The sequence below is a fragment of the Stenotrophomonas sp. GD03794 genome (genome assembly GCF_029842145.1).
GTDB lineage: Bacteria > Pseudomonadota > Gammaproteobacteria > Xanthomonadales > Xanthomonadaceae > Stenotrophomonas > Stenotrophomonas riyadhensis.
Genome location: NZ_JAOCFV010000031.1, coordinates 21,536 through 38,565, shown reverse-complemented (window position 1 = coordinate 38,565; position 17,030 = coordinate 21,536). Strand labels below are relative to the sequence as shown.

General features: G+C 66.1%; 15 protein-coding genes and 1 pseudogene. 10 read left to right on the top strand and 6 right to left on the bottom strand.

Going from position 1 to position 17,030, the window contains the following annotated elements:
• The first annotated feature begins 17 nt into the window (after nucleotides 1–17).
• Nucleotides 18–536, top strand: a complete 519-nt coding sequence (gene gloA, locus N5D91_RS15900; protein WP_180855298.1) for a lactoylglutathione lyase — start codon at nucleotides 18–20, stop codon at nucleotides 534–536.
• A gap of 92 nt (nucleotides 537–628) precedes the next feature.
• Nucleotides 629–1,057, top strand: coding sequence for a VOC family protein (locus tag N5D91_RS15895; RefSeq protein WP_110713782.1), 429 nt, complete (start codon nucleotides 629–631; stop codon nucleotides 1,055–1,057).
• Nucleotides 1,058–1,124: 67 nt separating this feature from the next.
• On the opposite strand, the gene N5D91_RS15890 is transcribed toward N5D91_RS15895, so the two are convergent.
• Entirely contained in the window at nucleotides 1,125–1,556 is a 432-nt protein-coding gene (locus N5D91_RS15890) for a CBS domain-containing protein (protein ID WP_099551136.1), read from the bottom strand.
• A gap of 443 nt (nucleotides 1,557–1,999) precedes the next feature.
• Nucleotides 2,000–3,838, bottom strand: coding sequence for a glutamine--fructose-6-phosphate transaminase (isomerizing) (glmS, locus tag N5D91_RS15885; protein ID WP_110713784.1), 1,839 nt, complete (start codon nucleotides 3,836–3,838; stop codon nucleotides 2,000–2,002).
• Between the two features lie 203 nt (nucleotides 3,839–4,041).
• Here glmS and N5D91_RS15880 point away from each other — a divergent pair, with 203 nt between their 5' ends.
• From N5D91_RS15880 to N5D91_RS15850, 7 genes and pseudogenes are all read left to right on the top strand, one after another.
• Nucleotides 4,042–5,319: an efflux RND transporter periplasmic adaptor subunit gene (locus tag N5D91_RS15880; protein WP_110713786.1), complete on the top strand. Its 1,278-nt coding sequence runs from the start codon at nucleotides 4,042–4,044 to the stop codon at nucleotides 5,317–5,319.
• A gap of 35 nt (nucleotides 5,320–5,354) precedes the next feature.
• Nucleotides 5,355–6,080, top strand: coding sequence for an ABC transporter ATP-binding protein (locus N5D91_RS15875; protein ID WP_014038558.1), 726 nt, complete (start codon nucleotides 5,355–5,357; stop codon nucleotides 6,078–6,080).
• A gap of 10 nt (nucleotides 6,081–6,090) precedes the next feature.
• Nucleotides 6,091–7,392: an ABC transporter permease gene (locus tag N5D91_RS15870; protein ID WP_110713787.1), complete on the top strand. Its 1,302-nt coding sequence runs from the start codon at nucleotides 6,091–6,093 to the stop codon at nucleotides 7,390–7,392.
• 20 nt (nucleotides 7,393–7,412) lie between these two features.
• Nucleotides 7,413–8,630, top strand: coding sequence for an FtsX-like permease family protein (locus N5D91_RS15865; protein WP_164161490.1), 1,218 nt, complete (start codon nucleotides 7,413–7,415; stop codon nucleotides 8,628–8,630).
• 1 nt (nucleotide 8,631) lies between these two features.
• A complete protein-coding gene (locus N5D91_RS15860) occupies nucleotides 8,632–9,018 on the top strand; it encodes a PDZ domain-containing protein (RefSeq protein WP_180855300.1) in 387 nt (128 codons plus the stop codon).
• A 123-nt stretch (nucleotides 9,019–9,141) separates the two neighbouring features.
• Nucleotides 9,142–10,488: a sigma-54 dependent transcriptional regulator gene (locus N5D91_RS15855; protein WP_110714381.1), complete on the top strand. Its 1,347-nt coding sequence runs from the start codon at nucleotides 9,142–9,144 to the stop codon at nucleotides 10,486–10,488.
• Nucleotides 10,413–11,837: pseudogene (locus N5D91_RS15850) on the top strand (HAMP domain-containing sensor histidine kinase); the annotation flags it as partial. The gene N5D91_RS15855 and the pseudogene N5D91_RS15850, both read left to right, overlap by 76 nt.
• 55 nt (nucleotides 11,838–11,892) lie before the next feature.
• Here the strand turns inward: N5D91_RS15850 and N5D91_RS15845 are convergent.
• Both N5D91_RS15845 and glmU read right to left on the bottom strand, forming a co-directional pair.
• A complete protein-coding gene (locus tag N5D91_RS15845) occupies nucleotides 11,893–12,426 on the bottom strand; it encodes a GNAT family N-acetyltransferase (RefSeq protein ID WP_110713795.1) in 534 nt (177 codons plus the stop codon).
• On the bottom strand, nucleotides 12,395–13,762 hold the full coding sequence (gene glmU, locus N5D91_RS15840; RefSeq protein WP_180855301.1) for a bifunctional UDP-N-acetylglucosamine diphosphorylase/glucosamine-1-phosphate N-acetyltransferase GlmU: 1,368 nt from the start codon (nucleotides 13,760–13,762) through the stop codon (nucleotides 12,395–12,397). The genes N5D91_RS15845 and glmU overlap by 32 nt, the downstream gene beginning before the upstream one ends.
• An 83-nt stretch (nucleotides 13,763–13,845) precedes the next feature.
• Here glmU and N5D91_RS15835 point away from each other — a divergent pair, with 83 nt between their 5' ends.
• Nucleotides 13,846–14,229: a GtrA family protein gene (locus N5D91_RS15835; RefSeq protein ID WP_110713798.1), complete on the top strand. Its 384-nt coding sequence runs from the start codon at nucleotides 13,846–13,848 to the stop codon at nucleotides 14,227–14,229.
• A 3-nt stretch (nucleotides 14,230–14,232) separates the two neighbouring features.
• On the opposite strand, the gene N5D91_RS15830 is transcribed toward N5D91_RS15835, so the two are convergent.
• Both N5D91_RS15830 and N5D91_RS15825 read right to left on the bottom strand, forming a co-directional pair.
• Nucleotides 14,233–16,461, bottom strand: a complete 2,229-nt coding sequence (locus tag N5D91_RS15830) for a hypothetical protein (protein ID WP_228756288.1) — start codon at nucleotides 16,459–16,461, stop codon at nucleotides 14,233–14,235.
• A 90-nt stretch (nucleotides 16,462–16,551) separates the two neighbouring features.
• Entirely contained in the window at nucleotides 16,552–16,974 is a 423-nt protein-coding gene (locus tag N5D91_RS15825) for a F0F1 ATP synthase subunit epsilon (protein ID WP_005411127.1), read from the bottom strand.
• Nucleotides 16,975–17,030 lie beyond the last annotated feature (56 nt).

Here is a 17,030-nt window from a genome sequence, read left to right as displayed (position 1 = left end):
TCTGAAGGACCTCCCCCATGATCATTCCCGCCCTGCGCGATGTCCCCGGCGTCGCCGCCCAGGCCCCGGCCGAAACCAGCGGCTTCGTGTTCAACCACACCATGCTGCGGGTGAAGGACATCACCGCCTCGCTGGACTTCTACACCCGCGTGCTCGGCTACCAGCTGATCGACAAGCGCGACTTCCCGGAGGCCCAGTTCAGCCTGTACTTCCTGGCTTACGTGCAGGCCGGCGCGGTGGTGCCGGAAGACGATGCCCAGCGCCGCGTGTGGATGGCCGGCCTGCCGGGCGTGCTGGAACTGACCCACAACCACGGCACCGAGACCCAGGACAGCGCGGTCTACCACGATGGCAACAGCGACCCGCGCGGCTTCGGCCACATCTGCGTGTCGGTGCCGGACATCGAGACCGCCTGCCAGCGATTTGAAGACCTGGGCGTGACCTTCCAGAAGCGCCTGACCGACGGCCGCATGAAGAACCTGGCCTTCATCAAGGACCCGGACGGCTACTGGGTCGAGATCATCTCCAACGTCTGACCCAAAAAGGGGACGGAGGGGATTAAGTCGTTTCTGGCACTATTGGCTGGAAGCGACTTAATCCCCTCCGTCCCCTTTTTTGCGAGGTTCGTATGGAAACGATGGAACTGCACCGCGGCCGCTTGATCGACCATCTGCAGCTGGTGGTGCGTGACCTGGCCGCCAGCCGCCGCTTCTACCAGGCGGTGTTCGACACCATCGGCGTGCCGCTGGGCGGCGAAGGGCCGGACTTCTTCTGGGCCGATGAGCTGTTCATTTCCAGCGCCAGCAGCGAGGCCGCCGCCGGCCAGCTGACCGGGCGCCACCATCTGGCCTTCCAGGCCCGCGACAGCGCCACCGTCGATGCCTTCCATACCGCCGCGATCGCCGCCGGCGGCACCGACAACGGCGCGCCGGGCGAACGCCCTTACCACCCGGGCTACTACGGCGCCTTCGTGCTCGACCCGGACGGCAACAACATCGAAGTGGTCTACCACGGCCCGGCGAACTACAGCGCCGATTCGGTGAAGGTCACTTTCTGATTTCACCGGTGCCGTGAACGAAGAAGCCGGGCAATGCCCGGCTTCTCTGCTTCCAGCGCTGCAGCCCTCAGTGGGCGGCCATGTAGATGTCCTGCAGCACGGCCTTTTCCAGCTCCAGCTCGCCCAGCAGGTTCTTCACGATGTCGCCCAGGCTGAGGATGCCGACCAGGCGGGTGCCGTCGGTGACCATCAGATGACGGCGCCGCGAATACGTCATCAACGACATGGCCTGCTTCAGGGTGGCTTCCGGCGCGATGCCTTCCAGACCGGTGGACGGCAGGCTGGAGATCACCCGGCGGCCGGCCTGCGGGCCGTCGTCGGCCAGGGTGCGCACGATGTCCTTCTCGGAAATGATGCCGACCGGGGCATCGTCCTTCATCACCACCAGCGCAGCGATCTTGTTCGCGCTCATCTTGTGGGCGGCGGCACCGATGGTGTCTTCGGCGTCGATGGTGATGACAGCTTCTTTCTTGGATTGCAGGAGTTCGCGGACGTTCATTCTTGTTTCCTGGTGCAGGTCACTAAGTCAAAAAGTGTGCTCTTCCGATACGCCCCCTCCCCGGGAACAGACCTTTCAGCGCACGTCTGGCGCACCCGACTGCCGCGTGGAATGAAGCGGCAAACGATGTGCTGCAACGCGAACGAGGGGGTTCAACCGCTCAACCCTAACCTCGGTCAAATCGATTCTACGACTGCGACCATCGGTCACTACCGGCATCGATAGGACAGTTCGTCGTGGGAACCAACTGACGATCCAGAGAATGGCACCGCGGCTGAAACCGCCGCTGAATACAGGCCATGTGGCGCATTAAAGATTGGTTGCCTGCTGCCGACGGCGGACAGAACACCCGGCGGCTGTCCCACTTGGCATTGCCAGCGACGCAAACGAAAGGGGCCCTCGTGGGGCCCCTTCGCATGCAGCATCCAATGGATCCGGCGGGGTTACTCCACCGTCACGCTCTTGGCCAGGTTGCGCGGCTTGTCCACGTCGGTGCCACGCGCCAGTGCGGTGTGATACGCCAGCAACTGCACCGGGATGGTGTGCACGATCGGGCTGAGCACGCCGGCATGGCGCGGCGTGCGGATCACGTGCACGCCTTCGGACTCGTTGAAGTTGCTGTCCTGGTCAGCGAACACGAACAGCTCGCCGCCACGCGCGCGCACTTCCTGCATGTTCGACTTCACCTTCTCCAGCAGGCTGTCGTTGGGCGCGATCACCACCACCGGCATGTCCTCGTCCACCAGCGCCAGCGGGCCGTGCTTCAGTTCGCCCGCCGGATAGGCCTCAGCGTGGATGTAGGAGATTTCCTTGAGCTTGAGCGAGCCTTCCAGCGCGATCGGGTAATGCAGGCCACGGCCGAGGAACAGTGCGCTGCTCTTGCGCGCGAAACGTTCCGCCCAGGCGGCGATCTGCGGCTCCATGTTCAGTGCATGCTGCACGCTGCCCGGCAGGAAGCGCAGCTGCTCCAGGTAGTCCGCTTCCTGCGCCGCGTCGATGCGGCCATGCAGCTTGCCCAGCACCACGGTCAGCTGGAACAGTGCGGCCAGTTGGGTGGTGAAGGCCTTGGTCGAGGCCACGCCGATCTCGGCACCGGCGCGGGTGTAGCAGACCAGTTCGCTGGCGCGCGGAATCGCACTTTCCGGCACGTTGCAGATCGACAGCGTGTGCTTGTGGCCGAGCGACTTGGCGTACTTCAGCGCTTCCATCGTATCCAGCGTTTCGCCGGACTGGGAGATGGTGACGATCAGGTGCTTCGGGTTCGCATAGGCGGCGCGGTAGCGGTACTCGCTGGCGATCTCCACGCTGCACGGCAGGCCGGCGATGGCTTCGATCCAGTAGCGTGCGGTCAGGCCGGAGTAATAGCTGGTACCACAGGCGATGATCTGCACGCCTTCGATGCCGGACAGCACCGCTTCGGCGTTCTTGCCGAACAGCTCGGCCGGGAAGCCACCGGCGTCGATCGCCGCCTCGATGGTATCGCCCAGCGCGCGCGGCTGCTCGTGGATTTCCTTCTGCATGAAGTGGCGGTACGGGCCCAGCTCCAGCGATGCCAGCGATACATCGGACAGGTGCACGTCGCGCTCGATCGGCTGGTCGTGCTCATCGAAGATGCGCACGCCATCGCGGCGGATCTCGGCGGTGTCGCCCTCTTCCAGGAAGATCACCTTGCGGGTGGCCGAGATCACCGCCGAGACGTCGGAGGCGACGAAGTTTTCGCCCTCGCCCAGGCCGATCAGCAGCGGGCAGCCCATGCGCGCGCAGACGAAGCGCTCCGGCTCGGCGCGGCTGACCACGGCCAGCGCATAGGCACCGGTCAGCTCCTTCACCGTGTGCTGCAACGCCACCAGCAGGTCGTCGCCGCCCTTCAGGTGATGGTGGATCAGGTGCGCGATGACTTCGGTATCGGTCTGCGACTCGAACGTGTAGCCCATCGCGCGCAGCTTCTCGCGCTGCTCTTCGTGGTTCTCGATGATGCCGTTGTGCACCAGCGCCACGCCCTGGCTGATGTGCGGATGCGCGTTGGCCTCGGTGACACCCCCATGGGTGGCCCAGCGGGTGTGGCCGATGCCCAGCACTGCATTGAAGCCTTCGGCTTCGGCTGCCGTGGCCATTTCCGACACGCGGCCGGTACGACGGACGCGACGTACTTCGGGGCGCTCGGCATGGTCGATCACCGCAATACCCGAGGAGTCGTAACCACGGTACTCAAGCCGCTTCAGGCCCTCGATCAGCACCGGCACTACGTCGCGATCGGCGATTGCACCCACGATTCCACACATGTCACGCGTTTCCTTGAAGACGATCGGCGCATTCTAGCCCGCATGTCCGGCTTCCCCCTCCTGTCCGCTTAATGAAAGTGTCCGGAAAGGTGTCCGCGGACACCCGGACACTTCAAACCTCTCTCCAACCCATTGATCTGAAATGAAATAAAGTTGGCACGCTACGTGCTTGGTATTGGCTACCACCGTCAGGCACGCACCCGATGATCCGCGACACTTCCGCACAGGACCAGATCGTTTCCTCCGCCCCGGCCAGCACCACCCGCGCCAGCTGGCAGCGCTACCGCTGGCCGGCGTTGGGCGCCATCGCGCTGCTCGCCGGCATCGGCTGGGCCGTGCACGCCTGGTCCAATGCCAGTCGCTCCTACGACAGCAGCCGCGTGCGAATTGCCGAAGTGAAGCGCGGCGACCTGGTCCGTGACATCGCCGCCGACGGCCGGGTGATCGCCGCCAACAGCCCGATCCTGTACGCCATCTCGGCGGGTACCGTGGACCTGAAGGTGGTTGCCGGTGACGTGGTCAAGAAGGGCCAGGAACTGGCGGTCATCGACAGCCCGGAACTGCGCAGCAAGCTGGCCCAGGAGCAGGCCACCCTGGCCGGCCTGGAAGCCGAGGCCAGCCGCGCCGCGCTGGACGCCACCCTGGCCCGCGCCAAGTCGCGCAAGGAAACCGACCAGGCCACCATCGAGCGGCAGGCCGCCGACCGCGACCTGCAGCGCTACCAGCGTGGCTACGACGGCGGCGCAGTCCCGCAGATCGATCTTGCCAAGGCCAAGGACTCGCTGAAGAAGGCCGACATCACCCTGGCCAACGCCACCACCGATGCCCGCCTGCAGAGCCAGGGCGCGGACCTGGACGCCCGCAACAAGCGCCTGCTGGCCGACCGCCAGAAGGCCGTGGTGGCCGAGGTGCAGCGCCAGGTCGATGCACTGACCCTGCGTGCACCGTTCGACGGCCAGGTCGGCCAGGTGCAGGCCATCCAGTCCACCAACCTGGCGGCCAACGCACCGGTACTGGGCGTGGTCGACCTGTCCAAGTTCGAGGTCGAGATCAAGGTGCCGGAAAGCTTCGCCCGCGACCTGGCGATCGGCATGCCGGCACAGTTGACCGGCGGCAATGGCAAACCGTTCCCGGGCGAGATCAGCGCGGTGTCGCCGGAAGTGGTCAACGGCGAAGTCAACGCCCGCGTGCGCTTTGCCAGCGCGCAACCGGAAGGTCTGCGCCAGAGCCAGCGGATGTCGGTGCGCGTGCTGCTCGATACCCGCAAGGACGTGCTGAAGGTCGAGCGCGGCCCGTTCGTCGAACAGGGCAACGGCATCGCCTACGTAATGGACGGCCGCACCGCGGTGCGGCGTCCGGTGGAACTGGGCGTCAGCAGCCTGGGCGAAGTGGAAATCAAGTCGGGTGTGCAGCCAGGCGACCGCATCGTGGTCTCTGGCAGCGACCTGTTCAAGGACGCCGAACGCGTCTCCGTCAACTGATACCTGATACCTGAATCCTGGAGAGAGGACACCCCATGTACATGCTCGAAATGCGTTCGGTCGCCAAGGTCTTCCGCACCGAACAGGTGGAAACCCACGCACTGCGCTCGCTGGAACTGCAGGTCAAGGAAGGCGAGTTCGTCGCCGTCACCGGCCCGTCCGGCTCCGGCAAGACCACCTTCCTCAACATCGCCGGCCTGCTGGAAACCTTCACCAGCGGCACCTACATGCTGGACGGCCAGGACGTGAGCACGCTGGGCGATGACGCCCGCAGCCGCCTGCGCAACCAGAAGATCGGTTTCATCTTCCAGGGCTTCAATCTGATTCCCGACCTGAACCTGTTCGACAACGTCGACGTGCCGCTGCGCTACCGGAAGATGAGCGCCAACGAGCGCCGCGAACGCATCGAAAAGGCGCTGACCCAGGTCGGCCTGGGCTCGCGCATGAAGCACTATCCGAATGAACTTTCCGGTGGCCAGCAGCAGCGTGCGGCGATCGCGCGTGCCCTGGCCGGCAGCCCGCGCCTGCTGCTGGCCGACGAACCGACCGGCAACCTGGACACGCAGATGGCCCGCGGCGTGATGGAACTGCTGGAGGAGATCAATGCCGCCGGCACCACCATCGTGATGGTTACCCACGATCCGGAGCTGGCCGCGCGCGCGCAGCGCAACGTGCACATCGTCGATGGCCAGGTGACCGACCTGGTCCGCGAGCCGGTGCTGGCCACCCCGCCGCGCCACATCGTCGCCGTCAACGAGTGAGGGCCCGACCATGTTCGCCTACTACGCCCGATTGGCGGCGCGCAGCTTCCGCCGCAACAAGATACTGACCGCGCTGATGGTGGTCGCCATCGCGCTCGGCATCGGTGCCTCGATGACCACGCTGACCGTGTTCCACGTGCTCTCCGGCGATCCGATTCCCGGCAAGAGCGACCGTCTGTTCTACGTCCAGCTCGACCCCGGCGGACGCGGTGGCTATGTGCCGGGCGAAGAGCCGGAGACCCAGCTGACGCGGTTCGACGGTGAAGCGCTGCTGCGCGAAGCCAAGGGCGAGCGCCAGGCACTGATGAGCGGCGGCGGCGGCACCATCGAACCGACCAGCGCCACGCTCAAGCCGTTCACCATCGATACCCGATGGACCTCGGCTGACTTCTTCCCGATGTTCGAAGTGCCGATGCAGTACGGGCGTCCGTGGACGCGTGAGGACGACACCGCCCGCGCCCGGGTCGTGGTCATCTCCAAGGCGCTCAACGACAAGCTGTTCCAGGGCGCCAACAGCGTGGGCCGTGACATCCGCATGGAAGGCCAGTCCTACCGCATCGTCGGTGTGATGAAGGAGTGGAGCCCGGAACCGCACTTCTACGACCTGACCACCGGCAGCTACGGCAAGGATGAAGACCTGCTGCTGCCGATCACCACTTCGTTCGACCTGAAGCTCGGCAACAACGGCAACATGAACTGCTTCGGCGAGAACCCGGACGACAACAGCCATTCACTCAATGCGCCGTGCGCGTGGCTGCAGTACTGGGTAGAGATGGATCCGGCCAAGGCCGGCGACTATCGCCGCTACCTGGAGAATTACTCCAACCAGCAGCGCGAAGCCGGTCGCTTCCAGCGTCCGCCGAACGTGCGCCTGCGCAACGTGATGGAGTGGCTCGACTTCAACGGCGCAGTACCCAGCGATGTGCGCCTGCAGCTGTGGCTGGCACTGGGCTTCCTCGGCGTCTGCCTGGTCAACACGGTCGGCCTGCTGCTGGCCAAGTTCCTGCGCCGCAGCGGCGAAATCGGCGTGCGCCGCGCACTGGGTGCCAGCCGTGGGCAGATCTTCCTGCAATGCCTGGTGGAAGCCGGTGCGGTCGGCGTGGTCGGTGGCGTGCTCGGTATCGGCCTGGCCCTGCTTGGCCTGTATGCGGTGCGCCAGCAACCTGTCGACTACGCGAAGCTGGCCCACCTGGACGGCAGCATGCTGCTGCTCGCACTGGGCCTGACCCTGCTCGCCAGTCTTGCCGCGGGTTTCCTGCCCGCCTGGCGCGCGATGCAGGTCACTCCGGCCATCCAGCTCAAGTCGCAGTAAGCACGAGAACGAGGACTCCCATGGACATCCGCCCCATCCTCAGCACCCTGCGCCGGCACAAGACCGCCGCCGCCCTGATCGTGCTGGAAGTCGCACTGACCTGTGCCATCGTCTGCAACGCGTTGTTCCTGGTCAGCCAGCGCATCGAGAAGATCAGCATGCCCAGCGGCATCGCCGAGAACGAACTGGTGATGCTGCGTGTCAGCGGCATCGGCGAGCAGACCAACGCCATGGCCCGTACCCGCGAAGACCTGGCCTCGCTGCGCGCCATTCCCGGCGTCACCAGCGCCACCATCATCAACCAGGTTCCATTCCGCAATGGCTCCTCCAGCAGCAGCATCTCGCGCGTGCTCGACCAGGAGCGCCCGACCACGAATGCCTCGATGTACACCCTGTCCGAGGGTGGCTTGGGCACCCTGGGCATCAACCTGATCGCCGGCCGTGATTTCCTGCCCAGCGAATACAAGGACATCAAGGAAGCCACCAAGGGCGGCGCCAAGGAACAGGCGATCCCGGTGATCCTCACCCAGAGTACCGCTGCCAAGATGGAACCCAACGGCAGCGCCTTGAACAAGACCTACTACATGGGCAAGCAGCCCCTGAACGTGGTCGGCATCGTCGACACGCTCAGCACGCCCAACGGCTGGAGTGACAACTGGACCAACTCGATGCTGCTGCCGTTGCGGCGCACCTTCGATGACGGTGGCACCTACGTGCTGCGCACCGATCCGGCGCGCCGCGAGGAAGTGCTCAATGCCGCCGCTGCCGCCTTGGAGCGCAACGATCCCAACCGGCTGATGCGCGACAAACTGAGCTACGAAGACCAGCGCAAGGATTTCTTCAAGAACGACCGCGCAATGGTCGGCCTGCTGATCACGGTCAGCGTCTCGTTGCTGGTGGTCACCGCCCTGGGCATCATCGGCCTGGCCAGCTTCTGGGTGCAGCAGCGCAGCAAGCAGATCGGCATCCGCCGCGCGCTCGGCGCGACGCGTGGGCAGATCCTGCGCTACTTCCAGACCGAGAACTTCCTGCTGGCAACGCTGGGCATCGTGCTCGGCATGCTCGCGGCCTATGCCATCAACCTCGCACTGATGAACATGTACGAGCTGCCGCGCATGCCCTTGTTCTACCTGCCACTGGGTGCGCTGCTGCTGTGGGTGCTGGGCCAGATCGCGGTGTTCGGGCCGGCCCGGCGCGCAGCAGCGGTACCGCCCGCGGTCGCCACGCGGGGCGCGTGAGATGCGTGCGCGCTGGTTGCTGTTGATGATGCTCCTGCCACTGCCGGCTTTGGCCGGCGGTGGCAGCTCGCAGACACTGGAATGGCGCCAGAACGATGCACGGCTGGCGCTGCGCTCGACCGAGGGCCAGGTGCGCGTGGACGCGGCCAGTCCGGAAGCCCGCTTCGGCGTGCGCAGCGGCGATCGCATCCTGCGGGTGGACGACACCGCCGTACGGCGGATCGAGCACCTGGCCGACGCCCTGCGTCACTCCAACGCTTCGACTGCGTATCTTCTGCTGCGCCGCGACAGACGCGAGTTCACGGTCTCGGTGGATGCTGCCGCCTGGCGACTGGCGCTGGTCGCTCCACCGCCACCGGCACCACCGTCTCCCCCACCGCGGCGCTGAGACCGGCCCGCCCCCCTGCGGCCACAGGTTTGGCTATGCTTGATGGGTGGCGCCGGGCTCTCCCGGTGCGTGGACACGAACGGCTCCATCGGCGCCGCCCATCCCTTTCCGCAGAACTGCTTGATGCCTTCGATCCTGATCATCGACGACAACGCCAGTGTGGGCACCGCACTGGACGTGCTGTTCTCCCTGCATGACATCGATACCCTGCAGGCGCAGAGCCCGGCCGAAGGGCTGGCCCTGCTCGAATCGCAGCCGGTCGACCTGGTGATCCAGGACATGAATTTCAGCGAGGACACGACTTCCGGCGAAGAAGGCGAAGACCTGTTCGCACAGATCCGCGCACGCCACCCGGACCTGCCGGTGATCCTGCTCACCGCATGGACCCACCTGAGCAGCGCGGTGGACCTGGTCAAGGCCGGTGCCGCCGACTACCTGGCCAAGCCCTGGGACGACCGCAAGCTGATGACCACGGTCAACAACCTGCTGGAACTGTCCGAGGCGCGCCGCGAACTGGATCGGCGCCGCAGCCGTGAACTGCGCCAGCGCAACGCGCTGGAAGAGAAGTACGACCTGTGCGGCGCGGTCTTCGCCGATCCGGCCAGCGAGCGCGTCATCGCCCTGGCCTGCCAGGTCGCGCGCTCGGAACTGCCGGTACTGATCACCGGCCCCAATGGTGCCGGCAAGGAAAAGATCGCGCAGATCATCCAGGCCAATTCGCTGGTGGCCAAGGGCCCGTTCATCACGGTCAACTGCGGTGCACTGCCGTCGGAGCTGATCGAGGCCGAACTGTTCGGTGCCGAGGCCGGCGCCTACACCGGTGCCAACAAGGCACGCGAAGGCAAGTTCGAAGCCGCCGACGGAGGCACCCTGTTCCTGGATGAGATCGGCAACCTGTCGCTGGGCGGGCAGATGAAGCTGCTGCGTGTGCTGGAAACCGGCCGCTTCGAGCGCCTGGGCTCCAACCGGGAGCGCCAGGTCAAGGTGCGCGTGGTCAGCGCCACCAACGCCGACCTGCCGGCCATGATCCGCGACGGCACCTTCCGCGAAGACCTCTATTACCGCCTCAATACGGTGGAACTGGTGCTGCCCCCGTTGGCCGAGCGCGCGGGCGACATCGTGCCACTGGCCGAGCGCTTCCTGGCGGCCGGCAAGCCATTGTCCAGTGCTGCCAGCGCCGCCCTGCAACGGCACCCGTGGCCGGGCAACGTCCGCGAACTGCGCAACGTGATCCAGCGTGCCGAACTGCTGGCGACCGGCAACCGCATCGAAGTGGCCGATCTCAATCTGCCACGCGCCGCCCCGGCGCCGCGCCCGGCACCGAGTGCCGGCCATGATCCCGACCGCGCGCGCATTGAGGACGTGCTGGCACGCAACCACGGTGTCATCGCCCAGGCCGCCGCCGAACTCGGCCTGAGCCGCCAGGCGCTGTACCGGCGCATGGACCGGCACGGCATCCCACGCGAATGAAACGGCGTTCGTTCACCTTCCGCCTGTTCCTGCGCCTGCTGCCCGTGCTGGCGCTGGCCGCGGCATTGCCGTGGCTGCTGGCGTACTGGATGAACCATGGCTGGGTGGTGACCACGGTGTCGACCATGATCCTGCTGGCGCTGATGTGGTGGACCCTGCGCCGTGCCACCGCACCGGTGCGCTCGCTGATGCGCGCACTGTCCGGCACCACCAGCAGCTACCGCGACGGCGAGTACAACTTCGGTGTGTACTGGCCAGGCAACGACGAACTGGGCGATCTGGTGCAGGCGCACCGCGAGTTGGGGGACGTGCTGCGCGAGCAGCGGCAGGGCCTGGTGCAGCGCGAACTGCTGCTGGACACCATGGTGCAGAACACACCGGTGGCGATGCTGCTGATTGCCTCCGGCGGCGACGGCATCGCGCGCGTGGTGTTCTCCAACCTGGCCGCGCGCAAGCTGCTGCATGGTGGCTGGAAGCTGGAGGGCCAGCGCCTGGAAGAGGTGCTGGAACAGGTGCCCGTGGAGCTGCGCGATGCCATCGCCCGTGGCGGCGACAGCCTGTTCGCCGTGCATGCGGAAGGCGAAGACGGTGATGAGGATGACGAGCAGGTCTACCACCTGTCGCGCCGCGCGTTCCAGCTCAACGGCCGTCCGCACGATCTGCTGCTGGTACGCCTGCTCACCGCCGAACTGCGCCGCCAGGAAGTGCAGACGTGGAAGAAGGTGATCCGGGTGATCAGCCACGAGCTCAACAACTCGCTGGCACCGATTGCCTCGCTGGCCCATTCAGGCGGTGTGCTGGTGCAGCGCGAGCGCTTTGACCGGCTGCCGGAGATCTTCACCACCATCGAGGACCGCGCGCGCCACCTGGAAGGCTTCATCCGTGGCTATGCACGCTTCGCCAAGCTGCCGCAGCCACAGTTGCAGACCGTGCACTGGGCGCCGTTCCTGTCCAGCCTGCGCCAGCAGATCCCCTTCACCATGGAACGCGAGCCGGACGAGGAACTGAGCAGCCGCATCGACATCGCGCAGTTCGGGCAGGCACTGTTGAATCTTCTGAAGAACGCGCATGAAGCCTGCGCCGAAGCTGATCCGCCCAACGATGACGTACAGGTGCAACTCACGCGGCTGCCGCAGTGGCTGCGCCTGGACGTACTGGATCGCGGCAAGGGCATGAACGAGCAGGTGCTGCAGAACGCACTGATGCCCTTCTATTCGACCAAGCGCAATGGCACCGGGTTGGGGCTGGCGCTGACCCGCGAGATCGTGGAAGCGCACGGTGGGCGGGTGTCGCTGCAGAACCGCGGTGATGGAGGGTTGTGCGTATCGATCCTGCTGCCGGTGGGTTGAGTGGCCGATCGGGTAGATCCACGCCATACGTGGATGTGCCGACCAGGGTCCGCGCCTACCAGACCCGCCGCATCGCCACCCGCAGCTGCATCGGAAACCCGAGCGCAGCCTCTTCGGCCATGACTGCGCGCAGACCGTCGTTCCACTCAGCCTCAGGCACTACATCGAAGCCTTCGCTGGCATAGAAGGCTGCGTTCCACGGCACATCGCTCAACGTGGTCAGCACCGCTGCAGCGAAGCCGGCGGCCCTGGCCTGCGCCAAGGCATGCCGCAGCAACGCTCGGCCATGGCCGCGACGCGCATGTGCCGGGTCCACGTCCATCTGCAGGACATGGAACTCACCGCACAGCTCGCCCGCCAGCAGGTAACCCGCAATACCGCCCTCGGCGGCATCGACTACCCACAGCCGCTCACGCAGGAGGCCGTCCTGCAATGCCGGCAGGTCCAGGCCGTGCCCGGCAAACACCGGATACGCCTCGTGGCCCTTCAACAGCTCGCCGGCACGCTGCTCGATCGCCGGCAGCACACCGAGTTCGTCGGCGTGCGGGATGCGGGGCTCAGGACTTCTTGACCGGGCGCTTCCAGCCATCGATGGTTTCCTGTCGTGCACGTGCCAGTGTCAGCTTGCCGTCCGGGGCGGTGCGGGTGATGACCGAGCCGGCGGCGATGGTCGCGCCCTCGCCGATCGTCAGCGGCGCCACCAGCGAACTGTTGGAACCGATGAACGCGTTGTCGCCGATGGTGGTGGTCGACTTGTTCACGCCGTCGTAATTGCAGGTGATGGTGCCGGCACCGATGTTCACCCTGCTGCCGATCACCGCATCACCCAGGTAGGTGAGGTGGTTGGCCTTGCTGCCAACGCCGAGGGTCACCTTCTTGGTCTCGACGAAGTTGCCCACGTGCACGCCATCGGCCAGCACGGTACCCGGCCGCAGGCGCGCGAACGGACCGACCAGTGCTGCGCCTTCGGTGACCACGCCTTCCAGATCACAGTGCGCACGTACTTCGGTGCCCGGACCGAGAGCAACGTCCTTCAGGCGGTTGAATGGACCGATGGTCACGCCATCGCCCAGCACGATATTGCCTTCGAGAACGACATCGACATCGATCAGCACGTCACTGCCCACGGTGACAGTGCCACGGATATCGAGACGTGCCGGATCGCGTACGCGCGCGCCCTGCGCGCACAGCGCTCGCACCGCGCGGCGCTGCCAGGCACGCTCCAGCTGCGAAAGCTGCCAGGGATCGTTTGCCCCCTCCGCTTCCTGCGCGTCGGCCACCAGCGCCATCTCGGCCGGGGTGTACTCGTGCGCGGCAAAGGCGAACACGTCGGTCAGGTAGTACTCGCCCTGTGCATTGCTGTTGGACAGCTGCGACAACCAGCGCCGCAACGCGGTCGAATCGGCGGCAATGATGCCGGTGTTGATCGTGCGCACGCGCAGCTGATCGTCATTGGCATCCTTCTGCTCGACGATCGAACCCACCTTGCCTTCGGCATCGCGCAGCACGCGGCCGTAACCGGTCGGATCGTCAACATCGGCGACCAGAACGGCCAGCCGCCCCGGCTGCGCCAGCAGGTCGCGCAGGGTCTGCGCGCGGATCAGCGGCACGTCGCCGTACAGCACCAGCACCTGCGCGGCATCCGGCACCTGCGGCATCGCCTGCGCCACTGCGTGGCCAGTACCCAGCTGCTGCGCCTGTTCGGCCCATTGCAGATCGGGCTGGTCGGCGAAGTACTGCCGCACCGCTTCACCACCATGGCCATGGACCACATGAATGGCCGCCGGCTGCAGCTCGCGGGCCGCGTCGATCACGTGCGCCAGCATCGGTTGGCCGGCGATCGGCTGCAGCACCTTCGGCAGCACCGACTTCATGCGCTTGCCCGCGCCGGCGGCGAGGATGATGACGTGCAGGGCTTGGGTCATGGGAACGGCAGTCCGTGGTTCGTTGCCGGTGATTCTAGAGCGTGGGCCGTTAACATGGGCATCCTTCCTCCTTCACCATGCCGATGGGCCTCGTCCGCCAGGGAAGCACCTATCTCATCATCGGGCTCGTGCAGCTGCTGCTCGACTGGCTGGTGTTCGTCGCCGCCACCGCGCTGGGCATGCCGGTGGCGCCGGCCAACGTCGCCGGACGCCTGGCCGGGATGCTGCTGGGCTTCTGGCTCAACGGCCGATACACCTTCGCCCATGCGGATGGTGCACGCCTCGGCTGGCGTCGATTCACACGTTTCTTCGGGGTGTGGGCTGCACTTACCGCTGCCAGCACGGTGCTGGTGGCTTTGACCAGCCGCCATCTTGGATTGGATTGGGCCTGGCTGGCCAAGCCGCTGATCGAAGGTGGGATCGCCCTGATCTCCTTCCTGCTGCTGCGACATGTGGTCTTCCGCTGACGCTCAGTGGACCGCATCCGCCGCGAAGCGCTGCCACAGGCCGTCCCGCCACAGCTGCAGCGGGCTGTACCCGAGCTCCACGCTGTGCCGCCCCGCAGGTACACACACCGCATGGAACAGCCCATTGGCTCGCAGCAGCGGCAGAGACACGCCGCCATTCAGCCGGGCCTGCCAGCCGCGAGCGGTCACCTCATTGATCACCAGCCATGCCGGCTGCTCAGCCTCCACCTCAAGCACGATACTGCCCGGCTTGTAGGCCTGCGACAGCAACCGCAGTCGGCCTGCTTCGTGCTCTGGGCACTCCGCGTGCTGCCCGCCAGGCAGCCAGACCACCTGGCTGAAGTCGGTCTGGTTGAACTCAGCGGCCGGTGGCAGGCGTTCACTGTGCCGCCGCACCCGTTGCGGGTTGAGCGTACGCGGCAGCACACTTCCGCGTAGCGCCAGCTGCACGTCGCTGCCTTGGTCATCGGACCCTGCAAACGGCTCCGGTGACAGCAACCAGCGGACCCCCAGCAGGTCGTACACGGGTGCGTCCATGTCCGCAGCCCAAGGGGTCGTCGCCTTCTGCTGGAAGGCAGCCACGGGCTCCGTCGGCATGCCCACCATCTGCTGGTAGTCACTGGACAACAGTGGGTTGTATCCATTGGCTAGCGGAATCGCATGCACCGCTGCGCCATTGGTCAGTACGCCGATGCCGAAGATGATGGCGCGTTCCGGGAGGCCAGCCCCCCGCTCGGCGGCAAGCAGGGCATACGCGCGCTGCGTGGCGCCATTGCGGTCCGCGGTCATTACCGGCGGACGGGCGCCGGACGTGTTGAAGCGCGCTCCCACGTTGAACAGCAGCATGTCGAACATGACCAGTGCGATCAGCCAGCGCACCGGAGCCGGATGCCGGCGCAGCAGCTGCACCGCGGCGATACCGATGCCGCCGCTGGCCACCAGCCACGCAAAGGCTTCCAGGTGCCCGTGGCTCATGGCCAACCATGAGGCAACGAACATCAGGACGACGGCCAGCCCCAAGGACACCCGATGCGGGCACAGGGTGCGATCCTGCAGCGCGGACTGCAGCGACTGCGCGCCCAGCCAGGCAGCTGCCGGCACGCCAAGGAACAGTGCATCGGAGGGCCGTCTGAACAGGTCAAGGCCCGGCAACCAGCTGAAGAGCCAGGCGAACAGGGGGGTAGCTCCTCCCAGTGCGACCAGCGTGGTGAAAAGCAGTACTGCCAGCGCCAGCCGGGTTGCGCCCGGTTGCCTGCGCATCACGCCCCCCCCCCACGCCAGCCACAGCGCCAGTGGCACCGAGCCGAAGTAGAGGTAATCGGTGCTGATATCGCCGAAGGACCAGCTGACCCCACGTCCCTGCGAGAACAGGTTTCCAGAGAGCAGTGTCGCCAGCCCCTGCCAGTGCATCGCGCCGCGCAGTGCCGTCTCCAGGGTCATGCCGTCGCGATTGGTGTCCCCCAGCCATGCCAGCGTGGAAAGCCATTGGGGGGCACACGCCACGGCGGCGATCAATGCCACCGCTGCCAGCTGTGATGCAAGGCGGAGGCGGTTGCCGGGCGCCAACAGTACGGCGCCCATTGCGTACAACGCAGAGGCCAGGATGATGAAGTAGGTCACCTGGGTCAGCTGCAGCGCACACAGGCCACCTGCCGTTCCCGCCAGCAGCACGTCGCGCGCGCGGCCTTGGCGCCGGACCCTCGACAAGCCCAGCCACAGCCAGGGAAGCAGGCTGTAGCTGACAATCATCGGGGTGTGCTGCAGGCGGGAGGCGGCCACTCCACCGAACATCAGCACCATTGCGAAGAGCCATTGTGCAGGAGCTGAAAGACCGAACGAACGCGCCAGGCGCAACGCGCCGAGGCCGCCGATCAGCACATGCAGCAACACCACCACGGTGAACAGATGCAGCGAGGCAGGTGCCAGCATCATTGGCAGGACCATGGTCGGCTGCAGGGTCATCATCTGCGGGTCGGCGACCTGCGGATAGCCGCCGAACAGATAAGGGTTCCACCAGGGCGCCTGCAGGTGCCGAAGCTGCTCGGCACTGAAACTGACCGCCGGGAAGAACTGCTGCACGGCGTCGTAGGGGATGACCTTGGTACCGATCAGCCACGGCAGGCACAGCAACAACCAGCTTGCCAGCCACAGGGTCTCAGGCCGAGTCCAGGGCGAACGGGTTGAATCCACCGCGTGGATGCTCGTCGTCGATGCGTACTGCATTCCGTGCATGCCTCCCTTCTCCTGAACGAAAATCGCCGGCACTGAGCCGGCGATCTTCCATCACTACCGGCATTGCTGCCGATGGCCTCCGAGCACGTTTCAGTGCTTGAGGGTCTTGCGCAGGCGCTCCAGCGCCTGCAGCTGGACGACGGCTTCAGCCAGCTTCTGCTGGGCTTCGGCCACTTCCATCGCTTCGCCGCGGTTGGCCAGGATGCGCTCGGCTTCTTCCTTGGCCTTGCGGACCGAGGCTTCGTCGATGTCCTGCGCGCGGATCGCGGTGTCGGCCAGCACGGTCACCACCTGCGGCTGCACTTCCAGGATGCCGCCGGAAATGGCGAAATCCAGCTGCTCGCCGTTCGGCGTGGTCACCACCACCTTGCCCGGCTTCAAGCGGGTGATCAGCGGCGCGTGCTTGGGCGCGATGCCCAGTTCGCCCAGCTCACCGGTGGCCACGACCAGGGTCGCTTCGCCACGGAAGATTTCCTGCTCGGCGCTGACGATGTCGCAACGGATCGTGCTCATGCAAATCTCTTCGCTGTTCGCGGCGGCGCAATGCCACCGTGGGAGTCCACCGGCGC

Bases quoted from the DNA above. Each gene is read 5' to 3' on its own strand.
- N5D91_RS15825 (WP_005411127.1), bottom strand. From the start codon at position 16,974: ATGAGCACGATCCGTTGCGACATCGTCAGCGCCGAGCAGGAAATCTTC.
- glmS (WP_110713784.1), bottom strand. From the start codon at position 3,838: ATGTGTGGAATCGTGGGTGCAATCGCCGATCGCGACGTAGTGCCGGTG.
- N5D91_RS15865 (WP_164161490.1), top strand. From the start codon at position 7,413: ATGGACATCCGCCCCATCCTCAGCACCCTGCGCCGGCACAAGACCGCC.
- gloA (WP_180855298.1), top strand. From the start codon at position 18: ATGATCATTCCCGCCCTGCGCGATGTCCCCGGCGTCGCCGCCCAGGCC.
- N5D91_RS15880 (WP_110713786.1), top strand. From the start codon at position 4,042: ATGATCCGCGACACTTCCGCACAGGACCAGATCGTTTCCTCCGCCCCG.
- N5D91_RS15870 (WP_110713787.1), top strand. From the start codon at position 6,091: ATGTTCGCCTACTACGCCCGATTGGCGGCGCGCAGCTTCCGCCGCAAC.
- glmU (WP_180855301.1), bottom strand. From the start codon at position 13,762: ATGACCCAAGCCCTGCACGTCATCATCCTCGCCGCCGGCGCGGGCAAG.
- N5D91_RS15830 (WP_228756288.1), bottom strand. From the start codon at position 16,461: ATGCACGGAATGCAGTACGCATCGACGACGAGCATCCACGCGGTGGAT.
- N5D91_RS15875 (WP_014038558.1), top strand. From the start codon at position 5,355: ATGTACATGCTCGAAATGCGTTCGGTCGCCAAGGTCTTCCGCACCGAA.
- N5D91_RS15855 (WP_110714381.1), top strand. From the start codon at position 9,142: ATGCCTTCGATCCTGATCATCGACGACAACGCCAGTGTGGGCACCGCA.
- N5D91_RS15890 (WP_099551136.1), bottom strand. From the start codon at position 1,556: ATGAACGTCCGCGAACTCCTGCAATCCAAGAAAGAAGCTGTCATCACC.
- N5D91_RS15845 (WP_110713795.1), bottom strand. From the start codon at position 12,426: ATGGCTGGAAGCGCCCGGTCAAGAAGTCCTGAGCCCCGCATCCCGCAC.
- N5D91_RS15895 (WP_110713782.1), top strand. From the start codon at position 629: ATGGAAACGATGGAACTGCACCGCGGCCGCTTGATCGACCATCTGCAG.
- N5D91_RS15835 (WP_110713798.1), top strand. From the start codon at position 13,846: ATGGGCCTCGTCCGCCAGGGAAGCACCTATCTCATCATCGGGCTCGTG.
- N5D91_RS15860 (WP_180855300.1), top strand. From the start codon at position 8,632: ATGCGTGCGCGCTGGTTGCTGTTGATGATGCTCCTGCCACTGCCGGCT.